Annotated in this window: 20 protein-coding genes; 6 read left to right on the top strand and 14 right to left on the bottom strand. The window is 48.0% G+C overall.

All coding sequences use genetic code 11. The annotated features are described in order from the left end of the window. Positions 1-12 precede the first annotated feature (12 nt). Entirely contained in the window at positions 13-1314 is a 1302-nt protein-coding gene (locus tag FM042_RS01940) for an MFS transporter (protein ID WP_333472947.1), read from the bottom strand. A 270-nt stretch (positions 1315-1584) separates the two neighbouring features. Here FM042_RS01940 and FM042_RS01935 point away from each other — a divergent pair, with 270 nt between their 5' ends. Both FM042_RS01935 and FM042_RS01930 read left to right on the top strand, forming a co-directional pair. After that, positions 1585-3075, top strand: a complete 1491-nt coding sequence (locus FM042_RS01935; RefSeq protein ID WP_143234070.1) for a NarK family nitrate/nitrite MFS transporter — start codon at positions 1585-1587, stop codon at positions 3073-3075. Next, complete coding sequence (locus FM042_RS01930; protein WP_143234069.1) at positions 3075-4835, top strand: bifunctional protein-serine/threonine kinase/phosphatase; 1761 nt, start codon at positions 3075-3077, stop codon at positions 4833-4835. The genes FM042_RS01935 and FM042_RS01930 overlap by 1 nt, the downstream gene beginning before the upstream one ends. 20 nt (positions 4836-4855) lie before the next feature. On the opposite strand, the gene mog is transcribed toward FM042_RS01930, so the two are convergent. The 3 genes from mog to ubiU are packed head-to-tail and all read right to left on the bottom strand — an operon-like array spanning position 4856 to position 7334. Further along, a complete protein-coding gene (mog, locus tag FM042_RS01925) occupies positions 4856-5401 on the bottom strand; it encodes a molybdopterin adenylyltransferase (protein WP_143234068.1) in 546 nt (181 codons plus the stop codon). Between the two features lie 56 nt (positions 5402-5457). Continuing rightward, complete coding sequence (locus tag FM042_RS01920) at positions 5458-6330, bottom strand: U32 family peptidase (RefSeq protein ID WP_143234067.1); 873 nt, start codon at positions 6328-6330, stop codon at positions 5458-5460. Positions 6331-6338: 8 nt separating this feature from the next. Beyond that, complete coding sequence (gene ubiU, locus FM042_RS01915) at positions 6339-7334, bottom strand: ubiquinone anaerobic biosynthesis protein UbiU (RefSeq protein WP_143234066.1); 996 nt, start codon at positions 7332-7334, stop codon at positions 6339-6341. A 214-nt stretch (positions 7335-7548) separates the two neighbouring features. Between ubiU and ubiT the strand changes: the two genes are divergently transcribed. Then, positions 7549-8016: a ubiquinone anaerobic biosynthesis accessory factor UbiT gene (gene ubiT, locus FM042_RS01910; RefSeq protein WP_185960663.1), complete on the top strand. Its 468-nt coding sequence runs from the start codon at positions 7549-7551 to the stop codon at positions 8014-8016. Positions 8017-8082: 66 nt separating this feature from the next. Here ubiT and FM042_RS01905 read toward each other — a convergent pair whose 3' ends face one another. From FM042_RS01905 to FM042_RS01865, 9 genes are all read right to left on the bottom strand, one after another. After that, entirely contained in the window at positions 8083-8487 is a 405-nt protein-coding gene (locus FM042_RS01905) for a ribonucleotide reductase subunit alpha (protein ID WP_143234064.1), read from the bottom strand. Between the two features lie 103 nt (positions 8488-8590). Beyond that, positions 8591-10483 (bottom strand): anaerobic ribonucleoside-triphosphate reductase, encoded by a 1893-nt coding sequence (gene nrdD / locus FM042_RS01900; protein ID WP_269902483.1) that lies wholly within the window; start codon positions 10481-10483, stop codon positions 8591-8593. Continuing rightward, a complete protein-coding gene (nrdG, locus tag FM042_RS01895) occupies positions 10452-10898 on the bottom strand; it encodes an anaerobic ribonucleoside-triphosphate reductase activating protein (RefSeq protein WP_232366325.1) in 447 nt (148 codons plus the stop codon). The genes nrdD and nrdG overlap by 32 nt, the downstream gene beginning before the upstream one ends. Before the next feature lie 249 nt (positions 10899-11147). Further along, positions 11148-12365 (bottom strand): alginate export family protein, encoded by a 1218-nt coding sequence (locus FM042_RS01890; protein WP_143234061.1) that lies wholly within the window; start codon positions 12363-12365, stop codon positions 11148-11150. 202 nt (positions 12366-12567) lie between these two features. After that, entirely contained in the window at positions 12568-13335 is a 768-nt protein-coding gene (locus FM042_RS01885; RefSeq protein WP_143234060.1) for a peptidylprolyl isomerase, read from the bottom strand. Positions 13336-13420: 85 nt separating this feature from the next. After that, positions 13421-14104, bottom strand: coding sequence for a respiratory nitrate reductase subunit gamma (narI, locus tag FM042_RS01880; protein WP_143234059.1), 684 nt, complete (start codon positions 14102-14104; stop codon positions 13421-13423). Positions 14105-14106: 2 nt separating this feature from the next. After that, positions 14107-14844: a nitrate reductase molybdenum cofactor assembly chaperone gene (gene narJ / locus FM042_RS01875; protein ID WP_143234058.1), complete on the bottom strand. Its 738-nt coding sequence runs from the start codon at positions 14842-14844 to the stop codon at positions 14107-14109. A gap of 5 nt (positions 14845-14849) precedes the next feature. Beyond that, a complete protein-coding gene (gene narH, locus FM042_RS01870) occupies positions 14850-16385 on the bottom strand; it encodes a nitrate reductase subunit beta (protein ID WP_143234057.1) in 1536 nt (511 codons plus the stop codon). A 102-nt stretch (positions 16386-16487) separates the two neighbouring features. Further along, on the bottom strand, positions 16488-20216 hold the full coding sequence (locus FM042_RS01865) for a nitrate reductase subunit alpha (RefSeq protein WP_143234056.1): 3729 nt from the start codon (positions 20214-20216) through the stop codon (positions 16488-16490). A 244-nt stretch (positions 20217-20460) separates the two neighbouring features. Here FM042_RS01865 and FM042_RS01860 point away from each other — a divergent pair, with 244 nt between their 5' ends. Beyond that, a complete protein-coding gene (locus tag FM042_RS01860) occupies positions 20461-22278 on the top strand; it encodes an ATP-binding protein (RefSeq protein ID WP_232366324.1) in 1818 nt (605 codons plus the stop codon). 54 nt (positions 22279-22332) lie between these two features. Here FM042_RS01860 and FM042_RS01855 read toward each other — a convergent pair whose 3' ends face one another. After that, positions 22333-23979, bottom strand: coding sequence for an MFS transporter (locus FM042_RS01855; RefSeq protein ID WP_143234055.1), 1647 nt, complete (start codon positions 23977-23979; stop codon positions 22333-22335). A gap of 571 nt (positions 23980-24550) precedes the next feature. Between FM042_RS01855 and narL the strand changes: the two genes are divergently transcribed. Continuing rightward, the gene (narL, locus tag FM042_RS01850) at positions 24551-25198 is read left to right on the top strand and encodes a two-component system response regulator NarL (protein WP_143234054.1); all 648 of its coding nucleotides are present in this window, start codon (positions 24551-24553) and stop codon (positions 25196-25198) included. After that, the gene (moeA, locus tag FM042_RS01845; protein WP_143234053.1) at positions 25198-26406 is read left to right on the top strand and encodes a molybdopterin molybdotransferase MoeA; all 1209 of its coding nucleotides are present in this window, start codon (positions 25198-25200) and stop codon (positions 26404-26406) included. The genes narL and moeA overlap by 1 nt, the downstream gene beginning before the upstream one ends. The last annotated feature ends 2 nt before the right edge of the window (positions 26407-26408 follow it).

The raw sequence follows: 26408 nt of genomic DNA, 5'->3' as shown, positions 1-26408 counted from the left end.
CAGCCTCTGCTGTTATTCATCTTCAAAGAAGTTTTGCGCTTGCGCTCGGGCGAGTTCGCGCCGGTAGCGCTCCGCCCGTAATGCAAGAAACATGACCGTCATACATACCGCGAGGACCGCGTATAACACCATAAATGCTGCGCTAGAAATACCGAGCATGTCTTGGCTTAAACCGAACAAAATAGGCAATGTAAAACCACCTAAGCCACCGATAGCGGCTACAATACCGCCAACGCTTCCCATCTGTTTAGGGTAGTGGTTATGAATCACTTTAAATACGCTGGCCCGCCCTAGCCCCTGAGCGATGCCAATAACAAACATCAGAGCGGTAAATACCCACACATTAATTTCAATATTGATGATCACATCACGGTCAATGCCATGGATCGTCATGGTCGTCGGTGGATAACTTAAGAAGAACAAACACACCAGACACACCCAAAATACACTCCAGTTCACCAATTGCCCACCATAGCGATCGGCTAACCAACCACCCAGTGCGCGCACCATACTCGACGTGGTGACAAAAAACAGGGTGAATGCCATGGCTTGCTCAAACTCCAACTGATACGCCTGCATATAGTAATGAGGTAACCACATGATTAGGGCAAGGAAGCTGCCAAACACAAAGTAGTAATAGAGACTAAAGCGCCAAACTCTGGGATCTTTAAGGGGGCGCAGTTGCTCACGCCAAGGCGGTGTAAAACGAGGTATATAACTCGGTGTTTTCGGGGCAAAGATAATAAATACGAGCAACATGAGAGTGAGCCCAAGAGCGTATAAGGGCCCTGTCCATGGCCAATCAAACCAAATCACGAATAGCGGTAAAAGCACAAAGGAAATAGCCGCTCCCGCGTTGCCGGCGCCAAAGATACCTAATGCCAAACCTTGTTGCGAGCGGGCAAACCAGTCTGTCACATAACGAACGCCTAGGGTAAATGACACCCCACTCAGTCCAATCCAAAGACCTATTCCAATAAACCCAATATAACTATCAACAAAAGGTAAAAAGAGAAGTGCTGGAATGGTGATCAGCATTTGCCAAATCCACAGCGTACGAGCACCCATGTACTCACATAAAATACCGACAGGAATGCGTAGAATCGCACCCGACAGCATAGGAGCAGAAAGCAACAAACCCAGCTCTACGCCGGATAAATTCAGTTCACGTTGGATATTAATGGCGAGTACAGCGTAGAGAATCCACACCGAAAAATTGGCAGCAAACGCTAAGGTTGCCATAGCGAGAGCTTGCCAGGCCCTAGGTAAGGTTGCATCCATTACAATCGACTCCGAGAAACTGATTGCTTGCATCTTAGCGAGTTTCCAGAGAAACCACATGAAGCGCTGGTGATACTCACAAAACACCAATTCGAAACGCCTAGCGCTCAAATCTACCCCAAAGTAAGTAGCGATTCCGCAGAAGCTGTGGCCTGTATCGGAAAACACACTACTACAAAGTGAGTAGGCTTGTTTTTCCCCGTAAAAACAGACGATTAGCCTTATTGATACAGATCAAGCAAGCTATTTCCATTCGTGCGCACACTGCCGCCCAGATTCCCTTACATTATTTGAGGTTTTACTATGTCAACCGCTTCGGCCAACACCGGATTGAATCTGCTCAGATTCAGCGACCCCAAGATTAAAACACTCCATTTAACCTGGTTTGCGTTTTTCTTAACCTTCGCGGTTTGGTTCGCTCACGCGCCATTGCTCGCATCGATTCAAGTATCGCTGGATCTCACCGATGCTCAGATTCGCGCGTTGTTGATTCTAAACGTGGCTATCACCATTCCCGCGCGAATTATTGTTGGCATGTTGGTCGACCGCTACGGGCCAAGGCTTATCTACGCCATTCTCTTAATTACCTCTGCTTTTCTGTGTATCGGCTTTGCATTTGCCACAACCTACACCTCATTAGCGGTTTTCCGCTTCCTTCTAGGTTTTGTCGGTGCGGGTTTTGTGATCGGCATTCGTTTGGTGAGCGAATGGTTTCCGGCACATCAAGTAGGTACTGCTGAAGGAATCTATGGCGGCTGGGGTAACTTCGGTTCAGCGGCTGCAGCGATGCTCCTCCCTACGCTCGCCTTAGCCTTCGGTGGCGACGATGGATGGCGTTATGCAATTGCGCTAGTGGGCGTACTTTGCGGTATTTACGGGGTTATTTTCTATAAGCTTGCCCGTAACACGCCGAAAGGCTCCATCTATTTCAAACCGAAAAAGAATGGCGCCATGTTGGTGTCGTCATGGGGTGCGTTGTGGGCGTTGATTCTTATGAATATCCCCATGTATCTGGCCCTAGCTATTCTGGCTTGGCGTTTATCACCCTCTGGTGTGCATTTGTTTAGCGACACCATGATGTATGTGTTCTTTGTGTCACTCGTAGTTATATTTATCTATCACACGTGGACCACCTATGCTGTGAATGCGGAACATTTACGCGCTGGGGTACCAGAACTTGAGAAGTATTCATTTAAGCAAGTTGGCATCCTCAATATTGCCTATTTCGCGACCTTTGGTTCGGAGCTTGCGGTGGTATCAATGCTCCCCCTCTACTTCTTGCAAACCTTTGAAGGTCTCACTGCGGTCACCGCCGGCCTGTTAGCGTCAGCCTTTGCCTTTATGAACTTGGTGTCGCGTCCCATGGGCGGATGGTTCTCAGACCGATATGGACGTCGTCGCAGCCTATTAATTATGATCTCGGGTTTGGCTCTGGGGTACTTTATGATGGGCCTCATCGATTCTCACTGGTGGATCATTATGGCGGTATTGGTCACCATGGCCTGTTCATTCTTTGTGCAAGCCGGTGAAGGTGCTGTGTTCGCCATGATTCCACTTATTAAACGCAGTATGACTGGGCAAATTGCTGGAATGGCAGGTGCCTATGGTAATGTCGGTGCAGTGGTCTACCTCACCGTGTTAAGTTTTGTGACTTATAGTACGTTCTTCTACGTTATCGCTGCATCCGCATTGATTGGCTTGGTCGCGGTGTGGTTTATGGAGAATCCGCGTGGTCATATTGCCGAAGTTATGCCCGACGGTACCGTACACACCATTGAAGTGGGTCACAAGTAATGAAGCAACCGGTAAGCACTGCACATCTACAACTTAATCACGCGTCGATATGCATCGAAGGTGGTAAAGAAGGGAATGAAGACGCCGTTGGCGTACACATTCCCGATGATGCGCATGTGCTTACCTACAAAGGCGCCATTCTCGCTATTGCCGATGGTGTCAGTAGCGCAGAGGCCGGCCAAGAAGCCAGTGAAACTGCTGTACGGATGTTTCTTCGCGACTTCTCCTCCACGCCTGATACATGGTCGGTTGCTCATAGTGCGAGCCAAGTTCTCTCCACGATCAATTTACGTTTATTTCGACACAGCCACGTATTTAAAAATGAAATGAAGGGACAACTCTGTACCTTTAGCGCTGTGGTTATCAAGTCTCATACAGCTCATTTCTTTCATGTTGGAGATAGTCGTGTTTATCATTGGCGCAGTGGATTTATGCGCCAACTCACAACCGACCACACTGCCCAACTGAACCAAGAGCGCCGATTCTTGGCCCGTGCGTTGGGTATGGATGGGCAACTACAACTGGACCATGGCAAGCAAGAGGTGTGTGTTGGTGATCGTTTCCTTCTCACTACCGATGGCATCCACGACTTTGTCAGTGAAGCCCAATTGCAAGAAGCCATTGGGAGTTCCGGTTCACTCCCTGAAATTTGTGAACAACTCAAAGACATGGCCTTGCAGCAAGGCTCTGACGATAATATTAGCGCGGTGCTCGCCGAAGTAGTGTCTTTGCCCAATACCGACATCGACGATTTTCATGATCATTTAACCCAGTTGCCCTTCCCTCCTGCATTTAAAGCGGGCATGAAGGTGGATGGCCTCGAGATTATACAAGAGCTGTTTGCGAGTAGTCGTAGTCATTTATATCTTGTTCGTGATATCGATTCTGGACAACGAGCCGTTATGAAAACGCCTTCAACAAATTTCGAGGATGACAGCAGTTATATTGAACGCTTCATACGCGAAGAATGGATCGGAAGTCGCGTCGATAGTCCCTATGTAGTGAAAATAATCCGTCAATCACGGCCACGAAGTTTCCTCTACTATTTGATGGAGTACGTGGATGGCGTAAGCATGGAAAAGTGGCTCGAATATAATTTTCCAGTTAAACCTGGTCGAGCGATTCGCTTGATTGAACAGGTAGTAGCCGGCATTCAAGCGTTTCACGATTGTGAAGCCGTGCATCAAGATTTAAAACCTGGAAATATTATTATTAGCACCGACCCAGTCAGCCAGAAAGAAACTATCAAAATTGTCGACTTTGGAAGTGTCTATGTGGCCGGTGTTGCCGAGATCTTTATTCCGATTGATCATTCTTCGGTATTGGGCACCGCATCCTATTCCGATCCGCAGTATCTCACCGGACGCAACTCGGGGATTCAAGGTGACGTTTATGCCTTGGCAACCATTTGCTATGAGATGTTTACCGGCAAACTCCCCTACGGCGAGGCTATTGAAGAGTGCAAAACGCCGAGTGATTACGATCGCCTTCGTTATATCAGTGCCCGCAAACATAATCCGGCCATTCCGGTTTGGTTTGATCGTGCGCTTGAAAAAGGGGTAAGCTTTGATTTAAATCGGCGCTATCGCTCGTTAAATAGCCTAATTCGCGACTTGAAACATCCAAACCCCGAGTTTCTCCGAGATGAGGTCAAACAAAGCAGCCGCAGCAGTAGCCTACTGTTCTGGCAACTGCTCTCCGGCTTTTGGTTTATCACTTTGTTGCTCGTGATCTATCTATTTGTATTGAACCAACATTAATTCGCTCACTTTCGTCAAAGTTAACGCTTAGGGCGGAATACTTGTATCACCTGTTCATCGCATTCCAAAAAAGGCCCTTCCATCAAGTCAATACAATAGGGAATTGCGGGGAATACGGCATCTAAACACTGACGTATCGCTTTCGGTTTGCCCGGCAAGTTGAGGATTAAGGTTTGCTTACGTAAGCCTGCCGTTTGCCGCGAAAGTATCGCTGTCGGAACATATTTAAGCGATTCCATGCGCATCAATTCACCAAATCCGGGCATCATACGATCGCATACCGCCTCGGTTGCCTCAGGTGTTACATCACGCTTGGCAGGTCCGGTTCCACCCGTAGTCACCACCAAACAACATCCTTCCTCATCGGTCATCTCAATTAAGGTTTTTTCGATGAGCGCCTGCTCATCCGGAATCACCCGGTACACCACAGTAAAATCTGAGACAATATAGTCGTTCAACGTATCTTGAATTGCTTGACCCGATAAATCCTCATAAACACCTGCACTTGCCCGGTCGCTAACCGTAAGAATTCCAATTCGGGCCTGCTTGTCTTTCTGATTACTCATAGTGATTCCTATACATTTCGTCACATATCATGCCGCTGCCTTTGCTCACAGGGCGATTATTGCTGCATCATACCCGCTAACTTCAACCAATAACCATTACACTCATTGCTTGCTAGGGTTATTGGCGCGTTGCCTTGTTCATTGGCGCGAAACCGCTGTAGCCATTCCCAGGTACCCTCTATTTCAGGACTCAGTCGCAGCATATCTACGGACTTGTGCATACCTGGCAGCTGATTCACTAAATTGTAGCGCTCACCCGACTGGGTTTGAATGCCATTTAGTACGAACACTTCGCGGCCATCCTGACTTGTTACTGTTCGTCCCTTAGGATAGCGGATACAACAAAGTTCGCATTGGTCTTTGTGTCTATTTTCAGATCGTGCGGTAAAACAACGGGCTGACCAGGCTAATGGAAGGTGGCCAAAAGCAAAGACTTCGGTTTCAAATAAATGCCGCCGTTCCTGCACTTCAGGTTGCCGCAGTATCTGCGCTAACCAATCGCCGGACAGTTCAACCGGCATTAGCCAGCGCGTCATCCCCTGATCCACCAATAACGCCAAAGTATGCTGGTTGTAGCAATTGATTGCGGCCCCGGCAACAAAGGGCAATCCCGCCGAACGCAACATCTGAACAGCCCCCATATCATTGGCTTCTACCAAAAAATCGCCGTTATCGCAGTAACGCTTTAACTCCCGCAGCTCTGACGGTGCTTCCAACAACGTCATTGTTGATAAGCATACTTGCTTACCGGCCTCTCTCAGTTCATGGGCGAGCGCCATATAATCTGGCAACTTTAGCTCCCTGCGCTTGCTGCACACGGTTTCCCCTAGATACACCGTATCCAACGGCTGTTCAGCCGCCTCACGATAGAACCTCTGCATGGTGTCTTTTGGCCAAAAATAAAGTACAGGACCAAGTGAATATTGCATGGGTACTCCTATTTCCAACTGCGATGATAGGCACCAATAGTGGTCTGACTGCCTTCCGATAGTGACGACAGAACTGCGCTCCATTCCGATTGAACCTGGAAGCGTTCTGGCGAGGTGAGTACATGATCAATAGCGGCACGCCATACTTTCGTAATTGCGGCCACGTAGGCGGGACTGCGTTGCCTGCCTTCAATCTTGAGCGATTTGATGCCTTCCCGATAGAGCTCAGGCAGCAGATCCAATGTATTTAAACTAGTAGGCTCTTCTAGCGGGTGATAGCGCTGTCCATCCACATCAAAGCGCCCTTTGCATAAGGTGGGATACCCCGCCGTTTCATCGGGTGCAAACCGATCAATGACTACATTGTTGAGGCGTGATTCGAGGTATTCTTCTTTCTCTTCCCATCGAACATAGGCGGCAGGTGAACATGCGCCAGCGGTGTTTGGCGATTCACCAGTCATGTATGAACTAAGATAACAGCGCCCTTCCGCCATAATGCATAAGCTTCCAAAGGCAAATACCTCAAGGTCAACTGTGGTTGAACGTGCCAATGCCCGCACTTGATTCATCGCTAACACGCGCGGCAACACAACGCGCTGCACCCCAAACTGTTGTTGATAAAACTCGATGGCGGCTTGATTTGTTGCCGAAGCCTGCACCGATAGATGCACTTCTTGTTGCGGGTAGGAAGTACGAATGTAATGCAGAATAGATACATCCGCCACAATCAGCACATCAACGCCACAGCGGATGGCATCATCTACTGCCTGTGCCCAATGCTGCCATTGTTCAGGATGGGCGAAGGTGTTGATGGCTAGATGAATTTTTTTACCCTGGGCATGGGTTAATGCGACGGCATCTTGCAAAGTGCCTTCGGCAAAATTCAACCCCGTAAAATGGCGCGCATTGGTCTGATTTTTTAGTCCAACATACACAGCATCAGCGCCATGTTTTAATGCCGCTTTCAATGCAGGCAAGCTACCTGCCGGACACAATAATTCCATAGCCTTTCCAGATTCATTGAGTTGTATATAACTGAGCATCGGGTGTAGTACACCACAACTACCGCATGGTTTATTGATATAGATTAAGCCCTGTCGGTGCCCGCGAACGTATCCTTATTTTACGCAATTACGAAACGGAAGTTACTGAATGTTCGATATAAAACGAGTTACTCACAAGGTAATAGCGCGGCTACCAACATGGACAAAAACGAGCTTGGCTATCACGCCAAAATGGCCCTTGGAGCTGCTCGCAGAACAGGTATTCAATCAGGTATTTTCAGAGCCATTACAACAGCATGAGTTTGCCTTTCTCAGCGATGCAGTGGTGGTCATTGTATTTGAGGATATCCACCTCGCCATGGAAGTAACCTTAAAAGAAAGCACATCACCCGCTTTACGCGTGCGTCTATCAACACAACCCCAGAGATTTCCCGATGCCGATGTGCGTCTTACCGGAAACTTTAATCACTTCATCCTGATGATTGCCCAACGCGTAGACCCAGACACTCTATTCTTTCGCCGAAAATTACGCATCCAAGGGGATACGGAACTTGGGTTAGCTGTGAAAAACTTGCTAGACACCATCGATGTACAGGATCAACTCCCGACCCCGGGGTACAATCTCCTCAACCTCCTTGCAGATCAGCTTGAAGATTTCCAAGCGCAAGCGACGGCTTCATAAATCGGCGTACTTCCATAAAAAAACCGCCCAGCACGCGCAACGTAACTGGGCGGTTTAACCGACCGATCAGAGTATCCGGAGCAACTCTGCCTTACGGTTGAAGGCTAAAAAATTTGCAACGTTCCCGCCCTTAATACTCTCAACCATCATTTTTAATGGTTGTTCCGCTTGCTCAGGCGTCGGAGCGAAACCTACCGACCCACTCATACTGGCGGCGAATGCGATATCCCATTCAATACCCGTGGCCTTCGACTCCTCCAGAAGTACATTAAAATCACTCACTTCATCAGGGAGTTTGTCTACACACAGCACGGGCTCAAGGTTCCCACCTTCACCAGCTCCAAAGCGTTGCTGTTGATCTGCTGTGGCTTTTTCCGGCATCATCGCCTTGGTAAATACAAACAGTAACCGTTGTGGCTCTGATTGCGTCTGGGCCGCGCGAATAAAATCCTCATAACTACTGAGCTGCATTGGGCTTCCTTTTGATTCACTAATTCATAAGAAGCAGTTTAACAAAGACCGTCATTTGGATTTTGGCACAAAAGAGGGAGACACCTCCCTCTTCTTAGGTAGTTTATGCATTCACCGCTTCTTTCTGCACTTTGGTTTCTGCTATAGGGCTGCGATCTCGGTGATAATGGCGCAATGCATGTTCTTTGCGCCGTCCTTCACTAAAGGCCGAGACCCGTTTCAGATAGCCAATAACTCGCGTGCCGTGGTCAACATCTTCGGAACCACAGCTAGAGCAGGACGCCAAGGTTCGCTTATCAATAGCCTCACACTCATTACAGATGGTAATGCGTACGTTAATACAGAAATAATTACATCCCGAGCGGGCCGCAATGTTAAAGAGAGTGAGGTAGCCATCAGTGCCCATTTTTTCATCAAGATTAAGATGTAAGGCTGAGCCGCCATCCAAATATTCAATCAGCTCGCGCCCGTGCAATACAAATTTGTCTAACGCATTAATACTCTCGTCCTCAACCGTGTAGAAGTAGCTGTTATAGCAATCTCGCGTCACTACATAGCCATCAGCGCGATCCCATTTCGCATTCTTAATGCCTAAATTTTCAGCAGGCACAAACTCGGTATTAAACATGTAGCCAAATTCTTTCTTAGCGCGTTTATTGGCGTCGTAGATAACTTTCAAATGCGTTTGCACAAACTCTTTGTACTGCGGATTATTACCCACTTGAATACCCAGCGATTCCGCCGCTTCCACCATGCCATTGATACCAATGGTCAGGAACTGCTTCTCTAAGCTAATAAAGCCTGCGTCGTATACGGTAAGTAAGCCAGCCGCCAAATACTCTTCCATTAAGCGTCTATAAGCCACTTGATACTGTTGAATCTTCCGAATTTCGGTATCTAGATCACGCCCATCTTGCACCAATCGGTTCATATTAATGGTAATCACATTAATGGACCCTGTGGCGACCCCGCCCGCCCCTAACGTATAGGAAAAAGTGTTATCAGCGATCTCACTGCGCAAACGACAACAACTGGCCAAGCTGTCTGCATTGTCCGATAAGTACACAAAGAACGAGCTGCCCTGGGCCATATGATTCGCCATAGAGCGGGCAAATTCTTGATCTTTGCACTGACCGTCATCCGTGAGCATAGCCACGGTAACCACTGGGAAAGTCAGTATGGTTTTCTCACGTTCCTGATTAAACCAATGCAAAAAGAAATCCTGTAGCTTCTCAACGGATTCCCAACGAGGTTTACTAAAGTCAGGAAACACGAACTCACCAAACATGCTGTCGAAGTAGTGTTGGTCATAAATTGAGATATTCCAGAATACACTTTGATAGCCACGGGCCGCCGCTGGTTGATTCAAGGCATAGACGACGTGTTGCAAGTGATTTGCGATTTCGTGGCGGTGGGTTTCCAGGTAATTATCACCGTAATCTTTACGGGCGAAATAATCGAAATAAGTGAGGAATTCAACGGTCGCCACTGCACCGGCAAATTGCGAACTTACTGCAAATACAAAGTTTACAAAGGTGCCGCAAAACGATTCGATATGCTTAGGCCCCTGAGACTCTCCCCCAAGCTTGGTTAATCCATCACGCAGAAACGGATACATAGTCACCGATACGCAATATGGCTTTAAGCTGGTTTCGTCATGTACGTAAATTTCATGATCCTCGATTTGGCGTACATATTCATTAGCGAGATCGTTGCCAAACAACTCCGATATTTTCTTTTGCACAAGGCCCCTATTCACCTGTACAAAAAAGTCCTTCATGATTTCGGCTTCTAAGGTTGCCACGTTTTTTTGTGTCACATTTGCGTTGGCGTCCATCTTCGAGCCATCTGCGGCATTTTCAGCATGCAAGTAATCCTGAATAAACTGAATTTTTTCATCAATTTGGTGTGGTAGTAAGCGCAACATAACAATCCCCTTTTTGTTTTTTGATGGGTCTACAGAACTAAGACCAAAATTTGTAGTTCTGAACTTCACCCGTTTTTACGTGGATAAATTTTTGATTTGTGCCACGGTCAGCTAAGCCACCGCGGCTAGACATCCAAGGCCCGGTTTTCACGTAGGTTAAATAGGGCAACAGTGCCGGTGGTGGCGTTTCTAAACCGGTATACAAACACGTGTTCAAACCCTGTTTTCGAGCGATACGTAAATAGGTTTTTAAGGTGTCTAGGTGCCACTCACCACCGAGAAATAACACGCAACTAATAAATCCGGCATAGGTGTTTAAGCGCGTCTTGAAATACTCCACGGAGAGCAACTCACCGCTATTGAGTGGCCAAGTATGGGTGCTGTGACATCCTTTACAGCCAATATCACAACCCGTAATGGTGTAGGCTAAGGAGGTTTCTCCTGGCACTTCCTGCCATACAATTTGCTCTTCTGAATATCGCATTAACCACCACATCTTGTGCTTTAATGATCTTATGAACACTATATATAGTAGTTACGCTAACTGATTGAGACATGACGAGGTTGATCTGGATCAAGGATCGGTAATGATCAAATAGCCCCCTGCCCGCAAACAGGCATAACTAAAGGATCATTTACCCCCTCAGAGGTAGAGGTGAATTTTGAACGTAAAAAGCACTGCCATGGCAGTGCTTTTCAAGATTCATTTCATGTGCGTCGAACATGCGAGTGTTTACAAGGTATAAGAGACCATGAACCACGCCTTGCGCGTATCTACGGCATGACTCTTGGCCCTATAATCCGCAAATTTGCCTAACAACTGCACGCCACTTTGCAGACGATAAGTCCCGGTGATATTCCACTCGTCACCGTATCTACGGCGATCGGTATCCGCATAAAACTGGTGATACCCGATAGTCAGAGGAACTTGGCCAATGGACATGCTAACTTTTGCGAAATGATCCCGTAAGCCATCGTTCGGTGTCACTAAAAACAAATCCGTAAATCCCTGAAACGCGTGCAAGGTGGCTAATGGAGTCTGGAATGCCGATATACCATCACCCGCAAGGCGCTCGCTGCCTAGTTCCAGCTTAGCTCTCTGCAGCACTGGCATGGTTGCGCTGAAGCGGTGGTAATGGTGGCTAAATGATTGCGGATGTTGATGCGCATCATTTTGCCGAGCCGCGACCACTTGAGCCTGAAGGGAACCGGTTGGCATAGGCCATGTATGATGATATTCAATACCGTAGGTTTGGCTATCGCGAATGTCCCAGTCACTAAAGTCAAAATCATACATATACCCTCGTAAGGATTGTTGGTCTGATAGCTGCCACTGCACAAGCCCGGTGAATAAAGTGCCACGCTCGTTCGCTGCCGGTCCCTTTGGCCCAAAAACACGGTTTACATTCTGAATATAGGCAAGGTCAATACGCCAATCTTGTGTATTATGCTGATAGCGCACGCCATCAAAGGTTTGTTCATTTTGGCGCCAGCCCACACCACCTAGGAAACGCTGATTCAAATGATTAATGCGCATACGTCCCACATCAACAACGCCATCGAAATCAGGAATACGAATACTTATTAGGGCTTGATTGATATCTGTGCCTCGTGGATCCGCAACAACTGAGTAGTCGGTACGCAGGTTGACCGTGCTGTTGTATCGATCATCGCCAATCACTTCCACATGATCAATTTCTAGTTGAAACGCAATCATCGTGCTTAACGCACGCTGCGCATTTACGCGCGTACGCAGGGTTGAAGCCAACGCATTCTGCAAAGGATTTGTTTGTTCAACGTGCTCTAGGCGATAGCGAAAGTCGATGCTTACTTTGCCACGATCCGCTTCGCTCCTATCATCGGCATAAACTGATGTTGATGACGCTAAAAAGACTAACGGCATACCCGCGACTAGCGCAATCCCGTGATATTTTCTGATATGAGATAGCATAATGTTCCCTCGATATAGATAAGCAAATAAACCCCAATAACATGAGGGATATTATATCGAGGCCCATATCAACGGGCCGAGGGCACAAGGGTTAATCACAAGAATTGTAGGGTTATGAACAGACTACCTCTTGCGGGGTATGGAAACAGGAATGCAAAAAAAAGCCCCAGCGTGGCTGAGGCTCATTTTATGGTGTGTTCGGTTACTGCATCAAAGGTGATTGATCCAAGGAAAAGTCGTAACCTTGAATGTCCGCATCCACAATAAGTGTTTGAATATACTGTGCAATGGCCTTATGTCTTACTTTTTCATTCAGGTAATCACGAATTTTGTCTTTCACTTGCGCGTATTCGAGCGGATTGCCTGGGATCTTGCGTTCAACCCAGACCACGTGAAAACCGTAACGGGTTTCCACAGGTGAATCGTATAAACCCGGCTCAAGTGCGAACACGATACGCTCAAACTCAGGCACTGTTTGTCCACGGCTCAACTGACCCAAACTGCCGCCAGTGGATTTCGAAGGACAAGATGAATAATCCCGTGCCAATGCGTTAAAGTCGCCACCGGCATTCAGTTTTTCGATCACCGCTTCAGCCAGAGCCAGCGATTCCATCCGAGCTTGGTTATCGTCGGGCGCTGCGGCCACAAGGATATGCCGTACTTCCAACAATGGTGAGGTGGTGAAGCGTTCTTTGTTGCTGCTAAAGTATTGCTCGCACTCTTCATCGCCTGCTTGGGGGATATGCACATCCTTTTCGATCAATTGTTCAATATAGTCGTGCTCAGCAGCACTGGCTTTTGCACTTGTCACTTTGATACCCAAGTCACGCGCTCGCTGCTTTAATAGTTCACCAATAATCAGCGCTTCCGCAGCTTGTTTCATCGCCGCTTCTTTTGAATCAGCAGGATGATACTGAGTTTCCTCAGAAATCGCCTGCTCGGTAATGGTTGCATCATTTACTTGAATCATAATTCCTCACAAATCTGCTACGAATTCTAGGTTCCTAGCACATGTGCGCTGGGAAGGTATCTCCTACCCAGCGACTTTCTAACGATTAAAAACGACGGCGTACGATTTGGTGGCGGCGTCCAATGAACTTCACCGGAACGCTCCAAATATGAACTAAGCGGCTGAACGGGAACAACACAAATAATGTGATACCCCAGAATACGTGCGCTTTGTAAATCCAATGGATATCCGCCATAAATTCAATCGCTTCTGCAGGACGGAAAGTCAGTAGGTAGCGTGACCAACTCATCAGATCTTGCATCACATAGCCATCCATATGACCCGTCGAAACAAAAATAGTGAGAATCCCTAGAATCAACTGCCAATAAATCAGCAGTAAAATCAAGGTATCCATCACAGAACTACTTGCTCGCACACGCGGGTTAAATAGGCGACGCCATACCAACATAGTGAGACCTACGAAGCATAGCGCACCAAAGAACCCGCCCACTCCCATGGCAATCAGCTGCTTTTGTGCCAAGGTAATGCCAAGGAAATTCCATACCTCATAGGGCATGACTAATCCGGCAAAATGACCGAAGAAGATCATGATAATGCCCACATGAAACAGGACACTCGCCACCCGGAAGTACGTTTTATCTAAGATTTGACTCGATTGTGCCTTCCACGTGAATTGTTCACGATCGTAACGCAGCGCGCTTCCGACAAAGAAAATAACAGATGCGATATAGGGATAAATCCCAAAAAGTAACATATCGATATAATTCATGGTCAGTTTCCTCGCTGCGCTTCTGACTGGCCTGCGTCTTTAAAATCAGACCATGTGATCGGCACCAATTGATCTTTACGTTGGGTGTCGCTCGGTTTATTTACAGCGCTGCTACAACCATCCGCTGTCGAATCTGGTCCGAAGGTCACCATTTCTTCTTCCCACACTTTATCGAGAGCTTCTTTTGTATCATCGCGCGCTTCATTGGCGATCTGCTCGCGCACATCATCAACGTCGAGCACCACGCCCGATAAATGAATAAGCGCATGCATAATTGCCGCATAATTACTTTCACGTTGCTCCAAACGTGCCGCCAGTAGCGCAAGTATATGTGCCACTTCCTGCAAGCCCAGCTGCAAGTTCTCTTCACCCTGGGTCGATAAAAACTCAAGATAAAGCGGGATGTAGTCGGGAAGCTCGCGGACGTCGAGCTCCAAACCTGCTGATTTGTACTGATTCATCAAATCAACCATGGCTTGACCACGATCCCGAGATTCCCCATGAACATGCTCAAACAACAACAATGACAACGCCCGTCCCCGCTCAAACAGCGCGTCGTAATCCGACTGCCAATCCATCAAATCGCGACTACAGCGATCGCGGACAAAAGCGGCCAAACCTTGCTTTTCCGCAGGAGGTAATTGCGACTTCTCAATAATTTCAAGAAGATCATTCTTTGCTTCGATTATTCCCTCGGTGGGATAATCAAGGAGCAACGATATAACATTAGCTATTTGCATCTCGATTAATCCTTCATCACTACTGGAATGACTTTACGCACGCCTTTTTTGTCGCCGCCAAACAGATTTAAGCCGCTTTCACCATTGCCACAGCCATTACCAAAGGAGAAACCACAATCACCTTTAAGGTCATAGGCATTTTCTGCATAGGCGCGAGCGCTGGTTGGAATCACAAAGCGATCTTCAAAATTCGCAAGGGCCATGTAGCGATACATTTCTTCCACTTGGTTCGGTGTAAGACCTACCTGCTTGAGCACTTCGAAATCTTCAATACCATCCACATTCTGCGAACGCTTATAAGCACGCATTGCAATCATGCGTTCTAATGCGCGTACTACAGGGGCTTCATCTCCGGCAGTCAGCATGTTGGCAAGATAACGCAATGGAATGCGAAGCGATTTCAAATCAGGAATCTCGCCATTCATACCCACGTGCCCCGCTTCTACCGCTGTTTGAATGGGCGACAGTGGCGGCACGTACCATACCATCGGTAAGGTCCGATACTCAGGGTGCAGAGGTAACGCAACCTTCCACTCCATAGCCATCATGTATACCGGTGAGCGCTGGGCCGCTTTTAGCCAGTTCTCAGGAATACCCTCAGCTTTTGCCGCAGCGATGACTTCTGGGTCGAACGGGTCAAGGAACAGATCCAGTTGCGCTTGATATAAGTCTTTTTCGTTTGGTGTATTGGCCGCCGCTTCAATTTTATCTGCGTCGTACAACAACACGCCCAAATAACGAATGCGGCCTACACAGGTTTCAGAACACGTCGTCGGTTGACCTGCTTCGATACGTGGGTAACAGAAGGTGCACTTCTCAGATTTACCTGTTTTCCAGTTGTAATAGATTTTCTTGTATGGACAACCAGATACGCACATGCGCCAGCCACGGCACTTGTCCTGGTCGATCAATACAATGCCATCTTCTTCCCGCTTATAAATCGCTCCAGATGGGCAAGCGGCCACACAGGCAGGGTTTAAACAGTGTTCACACAAACGCGGAAGATACATCATGAAGGTCTTTTCAAATTGACCATAGATGTCCTTTTGAACGACTTCATCGAAGTTTTTGTCTTTTTTGCGCTTGGCAAACTCCGTACCGAGAATCTCTTCCCAGTTCGGACCCCACTCGATTTTCTCCATACGTTTGCCACTAATCAGTGAGCGTGGACGCGCTACCGGCTGGTGTTTGGTATCGCCAGCGGTATGTAAGTGCTGGTAATCAAAATCGAATGGCTCATAGTAATCATCAATTTGCGGTAGATCTGGATTAGCGAAGATATTTGCCAAAATCCGTAACTTTCCGCCCATTTTTAGTTGTAGCTTCCCTTTTTTGGTGCGCTCCCAACCGCCATTCCATACATCCTGGTTTTCCCACTCTTTTGGGAAGCCTACGCCAGGCTTGGTTTCAACGTTGTTAAACCAGGCATACTCCACCCCTTCCCGAGAGGTCCAGACGTTCTTACAGGTAATCGAACACGTGTGACAACCGATACACTTGTCCAGGTTCAATACCATGCCAATCTGAGCTCTAACTTTCATAATCGTGTTCCTAAATCCGGTGAAATCCGCAAAGCAATTGCTTCGTCGCCGCAGCGGGAAGCGAGCTTCGGTGCTACTCAGCACACGAAGCTCTCTTGCGTATTAAGGGGTATCTAACCAATCCACTTTGTCCATCTTACGCACGATGACAAACTCGTCTCGGTTACAACCAACGGTTCCGTAGTAATTGAATCCGTAACTCTGCTGCGCGTAACCACCAATCATGTGCGTCGGCTTCATCACCGCACGGGTGACTGAGTTATGGATACCACCACGGGTGCCCGTCATTTCCGAGCCCGGTGTATTGATAATCCGCTCTTGCGCGTGATACATCATGCTCATCCCTTCTGGAACGCGCTGTGATACAACCGCCCGCGCAGAGATAGAGCCGTTCACGTTAAAGATCTCGATCCAATCGTTATCTTCGATACCTGCTGATTTCGCGTCAATTTCACTTAACCAGACAATCGGTCCGCCGCGCGATAGAGTCAGCATCAACAAGTTATCTGAGTAGGTGCTGTGAATACCCCATTTTTGATGCGGTGTAATCCAGTTCAGAACAATCTCTTTGTTACCGTTCGATTTCTTATTCAAAATCGGTTCAACGGTTTTCAAATTGATCGGTGGCTTATACACACACAAGGTTTCACCAAAGTCGCGCATCCACTCATGATCTTGATAGAACTGTTGGCGGCCTGTGATAGTGCGCCAAGGAATCAACTCATGCACGTTGGTATAGCCCGCGTTGTATGACACGTGCTCGTCTTCCAAACCAGACCAGGTCGGCGAGGAAATAATTTTCCTCGGTTGGGCAACGATGTCGTGGAAGCGGATTTTCTCGTCTTCTTTTGGCGTTGCTAAATGACGGTGATCCCGACCCGTAAACTCACTTAACGCCCCCCAAGCCTTCACCGCCACGTGACCGTTGGTTTCTGGTGCAAGTGATAAAATGACTTCACAGGCATCAATTGCCGTTTCAATCTTCGGCCGCCCTTTGTTTGCACCCTCTTCCACGTGTTTACGGTTCAGCTTGCCAAGGAATTCAACTTCCTCTTTGGTATCCCAGGAAATCCCTTTGCCGCCGTTCCCTAGTGAGTCCATGAGCGGACCTAAGGAGGTAAAGCGTTGATAGGTATTCGGATAGTCCCGCTCAACCTGAACAATATTCGGCATGGTTTGACCTGGAATAGGCTCACACTCGCCTTTCCACCATGCTTTCACACCATAAGGTTGGGCAAGTTCATTCGGCGTGTCATGTTGCATGGGAACTGTCACCACATCTTGTTCCACACCTAAATGGCCCTGACATACACGCGAGAACTCTTTCGCAATTCCTTTAAAGATTTCCCAATCACTGCGCGCTTCCCATACTGGGTCGACCGCTGCAGTTAATGGGTGAATAAACGGATGCATATCCGAGGTATTCATATCGTCTTTTTCATACCAAGTAGCCGTCGGTAACACGATATCTGAGTACAAGCAGGTCGTTGACATCCGGAAGTCCAGAGTGACCCATAGATCGACTTTCCCTTCAGCGCCTTGAGCACCGGCTTCACTCCATTCAACGTCGTCAGGTTTTTGACCACCAAATTCACCCAAGTCTTTACCCAGCAGACCATGTTTGGTGCCGAGCAAATGTTTGAGCATATATTCATGCCCTTTACCCGAGGAACCCAATAAATTTGAGCGCCAAATAAACATATTGCGTGGGAAGTTCTGCGGATTCTCTGGCTGTTCACACGCAAACTTCAACGAGCCCTTCTTCAACTGGTCCACGATATATGACTTCACATCCATGCCTGCTTTTTCAGCAGCGGCGGCGATACCCAGAGGGTTCGTGCCTAGTTGTGGGGCACTCGGTAGCCAGCCCATACGCTCCGCACGGGTGTTGAAATCAATAATGCTGGACTTCCATTTGTTTGGATTTGCCAGTGGTGAAATCACCTCGGTCATCTCCAGCTTCTCATAGCGCCATTGGCTCGAATGGTTGTAGAAGAACGACGTCCCGTTCATGTGACGTGGTGGACGCTGCCAGTCCAAACCAAAGGCCAATGGTGCCCAGCCAGTTTGCGGACGCAGCTTTTCTTGACCCACGTAATGGGCCCAACCGCCGCCGCTTTGACCAATACAGCCACACATCATTAACATATTGATCAGGCCACGATAGTTCATGTCCATGTGATACCAATGGTTCAATGCGGCACCCACGATCACCATAGAGCGACCTTTGGTTTTATGTGCGTTGCGACCAAACTCAGTGGCCACGCGAATCACATCTTTCGGGTCCACGCCGGTAATGGCTTGCTGCCAGGCCGGGGTATAAGGCACGTCGTCGTTGTAGCTTTGTGCACGATTTGGGTCATTCAGGCCGTTATCAACGCCATAGTTCGCCAACATCAGGTCGAACACGGTCGCTACTAGCGCTGTCTCGCCATTCGCTAATTGAATCCGTTTTGCAGGAATACGACGCATTTGAATTTCATCATGGTCTGTATGTTGGAAGTACTCGTATTCGTGTGGCTTTCCACCAAAATACGGGAACGCCACATCCACGACTTCGTCCGAATGGTCTTTTAACGACAAGTGCAAATCGATGTCACCCGCGGTGTCTTTTTGCTCGAGGTTCCACTTTCCTTTTTGTCCCCAACGGTAACCAATCGCACCGTTCGGGCTCACCAAACGGTCGCCGTTGCGGTCAAGCGCGATCGTTTTCCAATCTGGATTGTTTTCTTCACCCAGGTTATCGACAAGATCAGCGGCACGCAGAAAACGTCCCTGTGTGAGTCGACCTTCTTCTTCATCCAACATGACCAGCATTGGCATGTCGGTATAGCGACGCACGTAATCGGTAAAGTATTCACTTGGCTCATTCACATGGAATTCTTTCAAAATCACATGGCCAAACGCCATCGCTAATGCGGCGTCAGTACCTTGTCTTGGTGCCAACCACGTATCACCAAATTTAGATGCTTCCGAATAATCGGAGGTGATTACACAGGTTTTAGTCCCCTTGTAGCGTACTTCTGTGAGGAAGTGAGCGTCAGGTGTACGTGTTTGCGGAACATTCGAGCCCCAAACAATAATGTAATTAGAGTTATACCAATCCGCAGATTCAGGTACGTCGGTTTGCTCACCCCATACCTGTGGTGAGGCTGGTGGTAAGTCACAATACCAGTCATAGAAGCTTAGGCAGTTACCGCCAATCAACGATAGATAGCGCGCACCGGCGGCATAAGACACCATCGACATAGCTGGAATCGGCGAGAAGCCAGTGACACGGTCAGGACCGTACGCTTTCGTGGTGTACACATTTGATGCGGCGATAAGTTCATTCACTTCATCCCAGGAAGCACGAACAAACCCACCTAAACCGCGACGCTCTTTGTAACTCTTCGCTTTCGCAGGATCAGTTACAATCGATTCCCACGCATTCACAGGATCACTATGCTTGCTGCGTGCTTCGCGCCATAATTTCATTAACTGCTTACGTACTTTAGGGTACTTTAAGCGGTTTGCACTGTAGATGTACCATGAGTAGCTGGCACCCCGCGGGCAACCCCGAGGCTCATGATTTGGAAGATCCGGGCGCGTGCGCGGGTAATCCGTTTGTTGGGTTTCCCAAGTAACCAACCCATCCTTCACGTAGATTTTCCAGCTACAGGACCCCGTGCAATTCACACCATGGGTGGAACGCACGACTTTATCGTGTTGCCACCGTTGGCGATAACCTTGTTCCCAGGCGCGATCTTCATTGGTCAGAACCCCGTGACCATCAGCAAAAGGTTCTTTCTTCAATTTGAAGAAGCGCAGTTTATCGAGTAAATGACTCATTTTTAGACTCCAGTCCAGCTACTGCATTCATGATTCATGGCGTACACTATGTGAATAGGTCTTGATGATGCTTGATCTAAATCAATGCGAAAAGTGCGTGAATTCCGCAGAATACGGGCCCTCTACTCCCAAAGGGGTAGTGAAGTAAACACGCTAACGTCCTAATAGCTATCGATATTTTGAACATCAGCTAGACTTGGAATTGGGTTCGAATTCACCCGCAAACAAAAAAGAGGTATTCCCCGTGAGTGGACGTTCGATGTCGTTGGTCACCCGCATTAGTTTCGGTTTGCTATTAATAGTGACGCTTTCAGTGATGACCCTGATCGCATCCTATTGGCTTTCAGACCGGGTAAACCAAGATCCACAAGCGATGAATATCGCTGGGTCATTGCGGATGCAAACCTATCATGCGGGACTTCTGGCCATGCAAGGCCCAGGAGCTGACGAAGAACTCGCACGCATTACTGAACGCTTACAAGCAACTTGGGAGCACCCAACGTTTCGGCGATTCTCATATAGCACTCCGGCAGGTCAACAAAGCTTTCAAGAGGCTTATCAAGGCTGGCAAGAACTACAGCCTATGCTACTGAATGCAGATATGGGTGCGGCGGAGGTTTCCGCTGCCGTCAGTGCGCAGGTTGAGCGTATCGAACAGGTTGTGATGCACATTCAGCGCGATGCGGAAGGAAAGATCGCCCATTTACGAGCTTGGTTGATTATTTCACTTATCGTGACAGTTCTAGTCGCATCCATTGTGATGTACTCCTTAAAAACACGCTTTGAGCAGCCGTTAATTCACCTAAGTAATGCCGCTCAACGCATTGGCGCCGGTGACTTCACAACGCGTGTACATATTCCCCACCAAGATGAACTTGGGTCGCTGGCCAAAACGATCAATAAAATGAGCGATACCATCGGTTTTATGTATGGTCGGCTTGAACAACGGGTACAGGAACAGACAGAAGCACTCCAGCATAGCCATACCACGCTGATGTTCTTGTACGATATTGCCCAGAAAACCAATGAAAAAGCAGTGGACTTTGATAATTTCGAGAAAATCATTCAAAAACTTCGCGGTCTACTCAACGTCCCAGACATCGAACTTTGTTTACTCACAGAAAAAGGCAAAGCGCCTTATCTACAAGTCCAAGGCAGCCCTGATCACAACCGCTGTGTGAGCTTTGATTGTGATGATTGTATGTTTGGAGAGGAAGTCTTTAAAAAAGAAGATGGTAAGCGTAGTTACCGCTTCCCGCTTCGCCGCGAACAACAAAATTTCGGAGTATTGGTGTGTCGGTTAGAGCCCGGCGCCTCGATCGCGGAATGGCAACATCAGTTACTACGCTCTGTCTCTGATCAACTGGCATTGGCATTAAGTGTCCGTAATGAAGAAGACCAAGTACGTCGGCTCACCCTCATGAAAGAGCGAACCGTGATTGCACGCGAGTTGCATGATTCGTTAGCTCAAGCGTTGTCGTATCTAAAGATTCAAGTGACACGACTCAATAAAGCGCTTGCGGCAAATAACCAAGAAATCATTGCCGACGTTTCTCAAGAGCTCAAACAAGGCTTAGATTCTGCCTATCGCCAGTTACGAGAACTTCTAACCACCTTCCGCTTAAAAGTTGATGGCGGTGGATTTATTGAAGCTTTACAAAACACCGTAGCCCAACTTCAAAACCAATCGCAACTTAAGGTGCACCTAGACTACCGCATTGATAACGTGCATCTTGCACCTCACGAGGAAATTCATTTGCTGCAAATTATTCGCGAGGCCAGCCAGAACGCGATTCACCACAGCGAAGGCCAAAACTTATGGATACGCCTTCAGCAGCTCGATGAGCGCCGAGTACAGTTAGCGGTTGAGGACGACGGCGTAGGTATTCCCGATACGCCTGAGAAACTCAATCACTACGGTTTAGCCATTATTCGAGAACGCGGACGGCATTTAGGAGGCGATGCCTCGATTGAGAAGCGTGAAAGCGGCGGTACCGGTGTCTATTTCGAGTTCACACCACAGTATATGGCGTCGGAATCATCCACAACCGAAGCCTATTAAAAAAACGCCTGCTTTCAGCAACCACTGGGAGCAGGCGTCTCCTTGATACTCGCTTTATGGATTCTTTATTTCTGCTGATTTACGCAGATAAAACCACCAGTTTAGAATCAAACATAAGGCGTAGAATACCGCAAAACCATACATGGCATATTCAGGTGTCCCGCCACGAATTTGGTCACCGATCACCATAGGCGCGATAAAGGCCCCAAAGCCAGCGACAGCAGACGTCCAACCAAGTACAGGACCTTTTTGTTCTTGATTAAACACCACCCCAATGGTTCTGAACGTGGATCCATTACCAATGCCGGTTGCGGCGAAGATCACAATAAATAACACAATGAATGACAGGAAATATTGCTCAGGTGTCGCCGATTGGTAAGCCAACATCATCACATAACCTACCGCTGCAGATGCAAACACCATCACAATAGCAATTCCTTGCGTAACGATAGAACCGCCCCACTTATCCGAGATCCAACCACCTAAAGGACGAATTAAGGCACCGACAAAAGGCCCAATCCATGCCCAAGTGAGCGCGCTTGGAGCGTTCGGGTTAGCCACCCGTTCAATCACACCGTTAACTTCAACCGTTGCCGAGCCAAAGATGACCGTAATTGATAACGGCAACGCCATTGAGAAGCCGATAAAGCTACCAAAGGTAAGAATGTAGAGAATGGTCATCGACCAGGTGTGTTTGTTCTTAAAAATCGTAAACTGGCGTTTCGAGTTCTCACCAATCCGGCCTGGCATAATCCGCATCAAACCGAGGGTTGCAAGCGTAATCAACACCACCGCGATCCATGGATTGAGAATTCCCAAGCCGGTAGGTGCGGGTAAATAGAGATACAAACCTAGTCCGGCGGTAATAATACCAATACTGTACAAGCCCAGTATTTGTGCAAAGGCCGTGGGCGTTGACTTGATTTCAGGTGTGATGGTGCGCAAGTTATTCATTCCAAACCAGGCCGCTATGACCAAAGGAATAAGAATCACGACCCAAATAAAGCCAGCGTTTTGAATATAGGTTTCTGACCCGGCTTCGATACGACCAATCAACGTGCCGCTATCGCGTAGCAACGTCATGCTCTCCCCCGCACCCAACCAAGTAAACAAACCAATGGTCATCACAGCAGGGATAAGAATTTGCATGGTGGTCACACCGAAATTTCCCAAGCCAGCATTCATGCCTAACGCGAGCCCTTGCTGATTCTTTGGGTAAAAAGTGCTGATATTACTCATGGAAGCTGCGAAGTTACCGCCGCCAATACCTGAGAGTAGTGCCAGAAGCTGGAACACCCACAAAGGTGTTTCGGCGTTTTGCAACGCTAATCCCGAGCCTAACGCAGGAATTAATAACAACGCAGTCGTCAGGAATACCGTGTTGCGCCCTCCCGCAATACGAATCATAAATGAGGCAGGAATACGCAACGTTGCCCCAGAAAGACCCGCAATTGCCGTCAATGTAAATAATTCTGCCGGCTCAAAGGGAAACCCAAGGTTTAACATTTGAACGGTAATAATGCCCCACATCATCCATACGGCAAAACCGCACAGTAAATTTGGAATTGATATCCACAAATTTCGCGTCGCTACTGGCTTCGCTGTGGTTTCCCAAAACTGAGGATTCTCTACATCCCAATGTTCGATATCAGCATTACGACGACGATTGCGCCGATTTTGCGAAGGTACAGATTGATTCATTATGATTCTCCAGCAGGGCCATTGGACACAGATGTCCGGCTCGTATTTCCCGGCTAACATAGCAAGACCGAGGCATCATACCTTGATAGAGATCAAGCGTAAGCAAGCTCCAAATTCCCGAGAGCCATGGGCATTACTTCCAATTCGGTAGCAAAGAGATTCCGTAACCTATTGATTTGAAATGAGGTCATAGCGGAACTGGGGATGAATACGCTGGGTACGGACAAGCGCGTTGGCAATAGAGGTACTCCTAAATAGACAAGTCAAACGCAAAATTCATGAACACAGGCATGGATCACGCGCAATTGCCGACTGCAGAAACTCAGAGGTACTCACAAAGTGGTAGTTAATCGTGTTTTATCTTTTTTTATATGAGCTATCATTAGGTTACGTAATAAGTACGGCACCGATAACACAAATCAAAAACCCAAGCACGCTTCCTTGCCATAAGCGAAGCATGATGTAGGTCAATGTTTTTAAGGGGTGGATCGGCGCTAATAGTAAGTATGACTTAAAGCGTTCGAGAGACAGGCTGAGTGTCTCGATCATTGTACAGAAAACGGAGAGAACCATGTCTGAACACTACAGCGTGCTGCTTGTGGACGACCATCCACTGTTACTCAAAGGATTAAAGCAACTTTTAGAGTTCGAAGATAATATTGATGTTGTGGGTGAAGTAAACAATGGCAAAGATGCCGTTGCCCGCGCCGCCGAAGTTGATCCCGACTTAATCGTATTGGATCTCAATATGCAGGGTATGGACGGTATCGCCACTCTAAAGGCAATGCGCGATGCAGGCGTGACCTCACGGATCGTAATGCTGACTGTTTCTGATGCGGATGAAGACGTGGTCGAGGCGATTAGCGCCGGAGCCGATGGCTATTTGCTCAAAGACATGGACCCAGAACTTCTGATTGAACAATTTAAAAAGGCGCTCACCGGCAAAATGGTGATGAGCGAAGCCGTCACTGAAATATTGGCGAGCGCATTACGTAAACCTGCGGCGCGCTATCAGGCGGATCTCAATAACCTTACCAATCGCGAATATGAAATTCTAAGCCTTATCGCCAAAGGGATGAGCAATAAGCTGATTGCCCGCGAGTTAGATATTTCTGACGGCACCGTGAAAGTTCACGTCAAACATCTATTGAAAAAACTTGGCTTACGCTCACGAGTCGAAGCCGCAGTATGGATGGTGAATCAACAAGGGAGTCAATAATGCTGTCGGTGCAGGAAGCCCTCCAATATATGCTGAAATCCGTTAATCGTATTACCGATTCTGAAACGATTTCGATTGAGCACGCTGTTGACCGTATTCTGGCCCTTGATGTCCTGTCGACAGTGGATATTCCGGCTTACGATAACTCAGCGATGGATGGATTCGCGCTCAATCTTACCGACCCTGCCCAAGTCGATTACACCGTTGTCGGGCAAGCCTTGGCCGGACACCCGTTTAAAGGTGAACTCGCTGCTGGCCAAGCCATTCGCATTATGACTGGCGCCGCTGTGCCACCAGGTGCAAATGCCATCGTGCCCGTCGAAGACACCGAGCAAGGCAGCACCGCAAATCAGGTGCGTATTCGCACCCAGCCGCAGTTACATGCACATATCCGTCGGCGCGGTGAGGAGCTTGTGTGTGGAGCCACGGTATTTAGTAGTGGTCATCAATTAACCCCCGTAGATATTGGCATGCTTGCATCGCTTGGCGTCGCCAAAGTCGACGTTTACCAGAAACTAAAAGTGGCGTTATTTTCCACCGGTGATGAACTCGTGCTTCCCGGACAGCCACGGCGCCCAGACCAAATCTATGACAGTAATCGTTATGTATTGCATGCCATGCTCGAGCGCGCGGGCTTTTCAGTGCTGAATCTCGGCTTAGTGCCCGACAACAAACAAGAAATTGCCGATGCCTTTATTCAAGCATCGACACAGGCGGATGCCGTAATTTGCTCCGGCGGTGTTTCTGTCGGAGATGCTGATTACACAAAACAAGTGATCGATACTCATGGTGACGTTGGCTTCTGGAAAGTGGCCATGAAGCCCGGTAAACCCTTTGCGTTCGGTAAAGTAAATGGAAGTTGGTTTTTCGGTTTACCAGGAAATCCTGTGTCTGCCACCATCACATTACAGCAACTCGCACTACCAGCGCTTTATCGACTCGCCGGGCGACGCAGTGTTGAACCTATAGAACTGACCGTTCTGGCTGGTGAGTCATTAAAGAAACGCCCTGGACGAGCAGATTTCCAGCGCGGCATATTGCGTACAGAAAACGGCATTAGCCAAGTATACAGTGCAGGAAACCAAGGTTCTGGAATGTTAAGTTCTGTGGCACGAGCCAACTGCTTAATTTTGCTCGATGCAGAGCAAGGTTCGGTGCAGGTAGGCGATAGCGTGCGTGTGCAAATACTCGAAAAACCCTTTCGCTAAAC

The sequence above is a fragment of the Aliidiomarina halalkaliphila genome (assembly GCF_007096385.1).
In the GTDB taxonomy this organism is placed as follows: Bacteria; Pseudomonadota; Gammaproteobacteria; order Enterobacterales; family Alteromonadaceae; genus Aliidiomarina; species Aliidiomarina halalkaliphila.
This window is presented reverse-complemented; position numbering and strand designations above follow the sequence as displayed.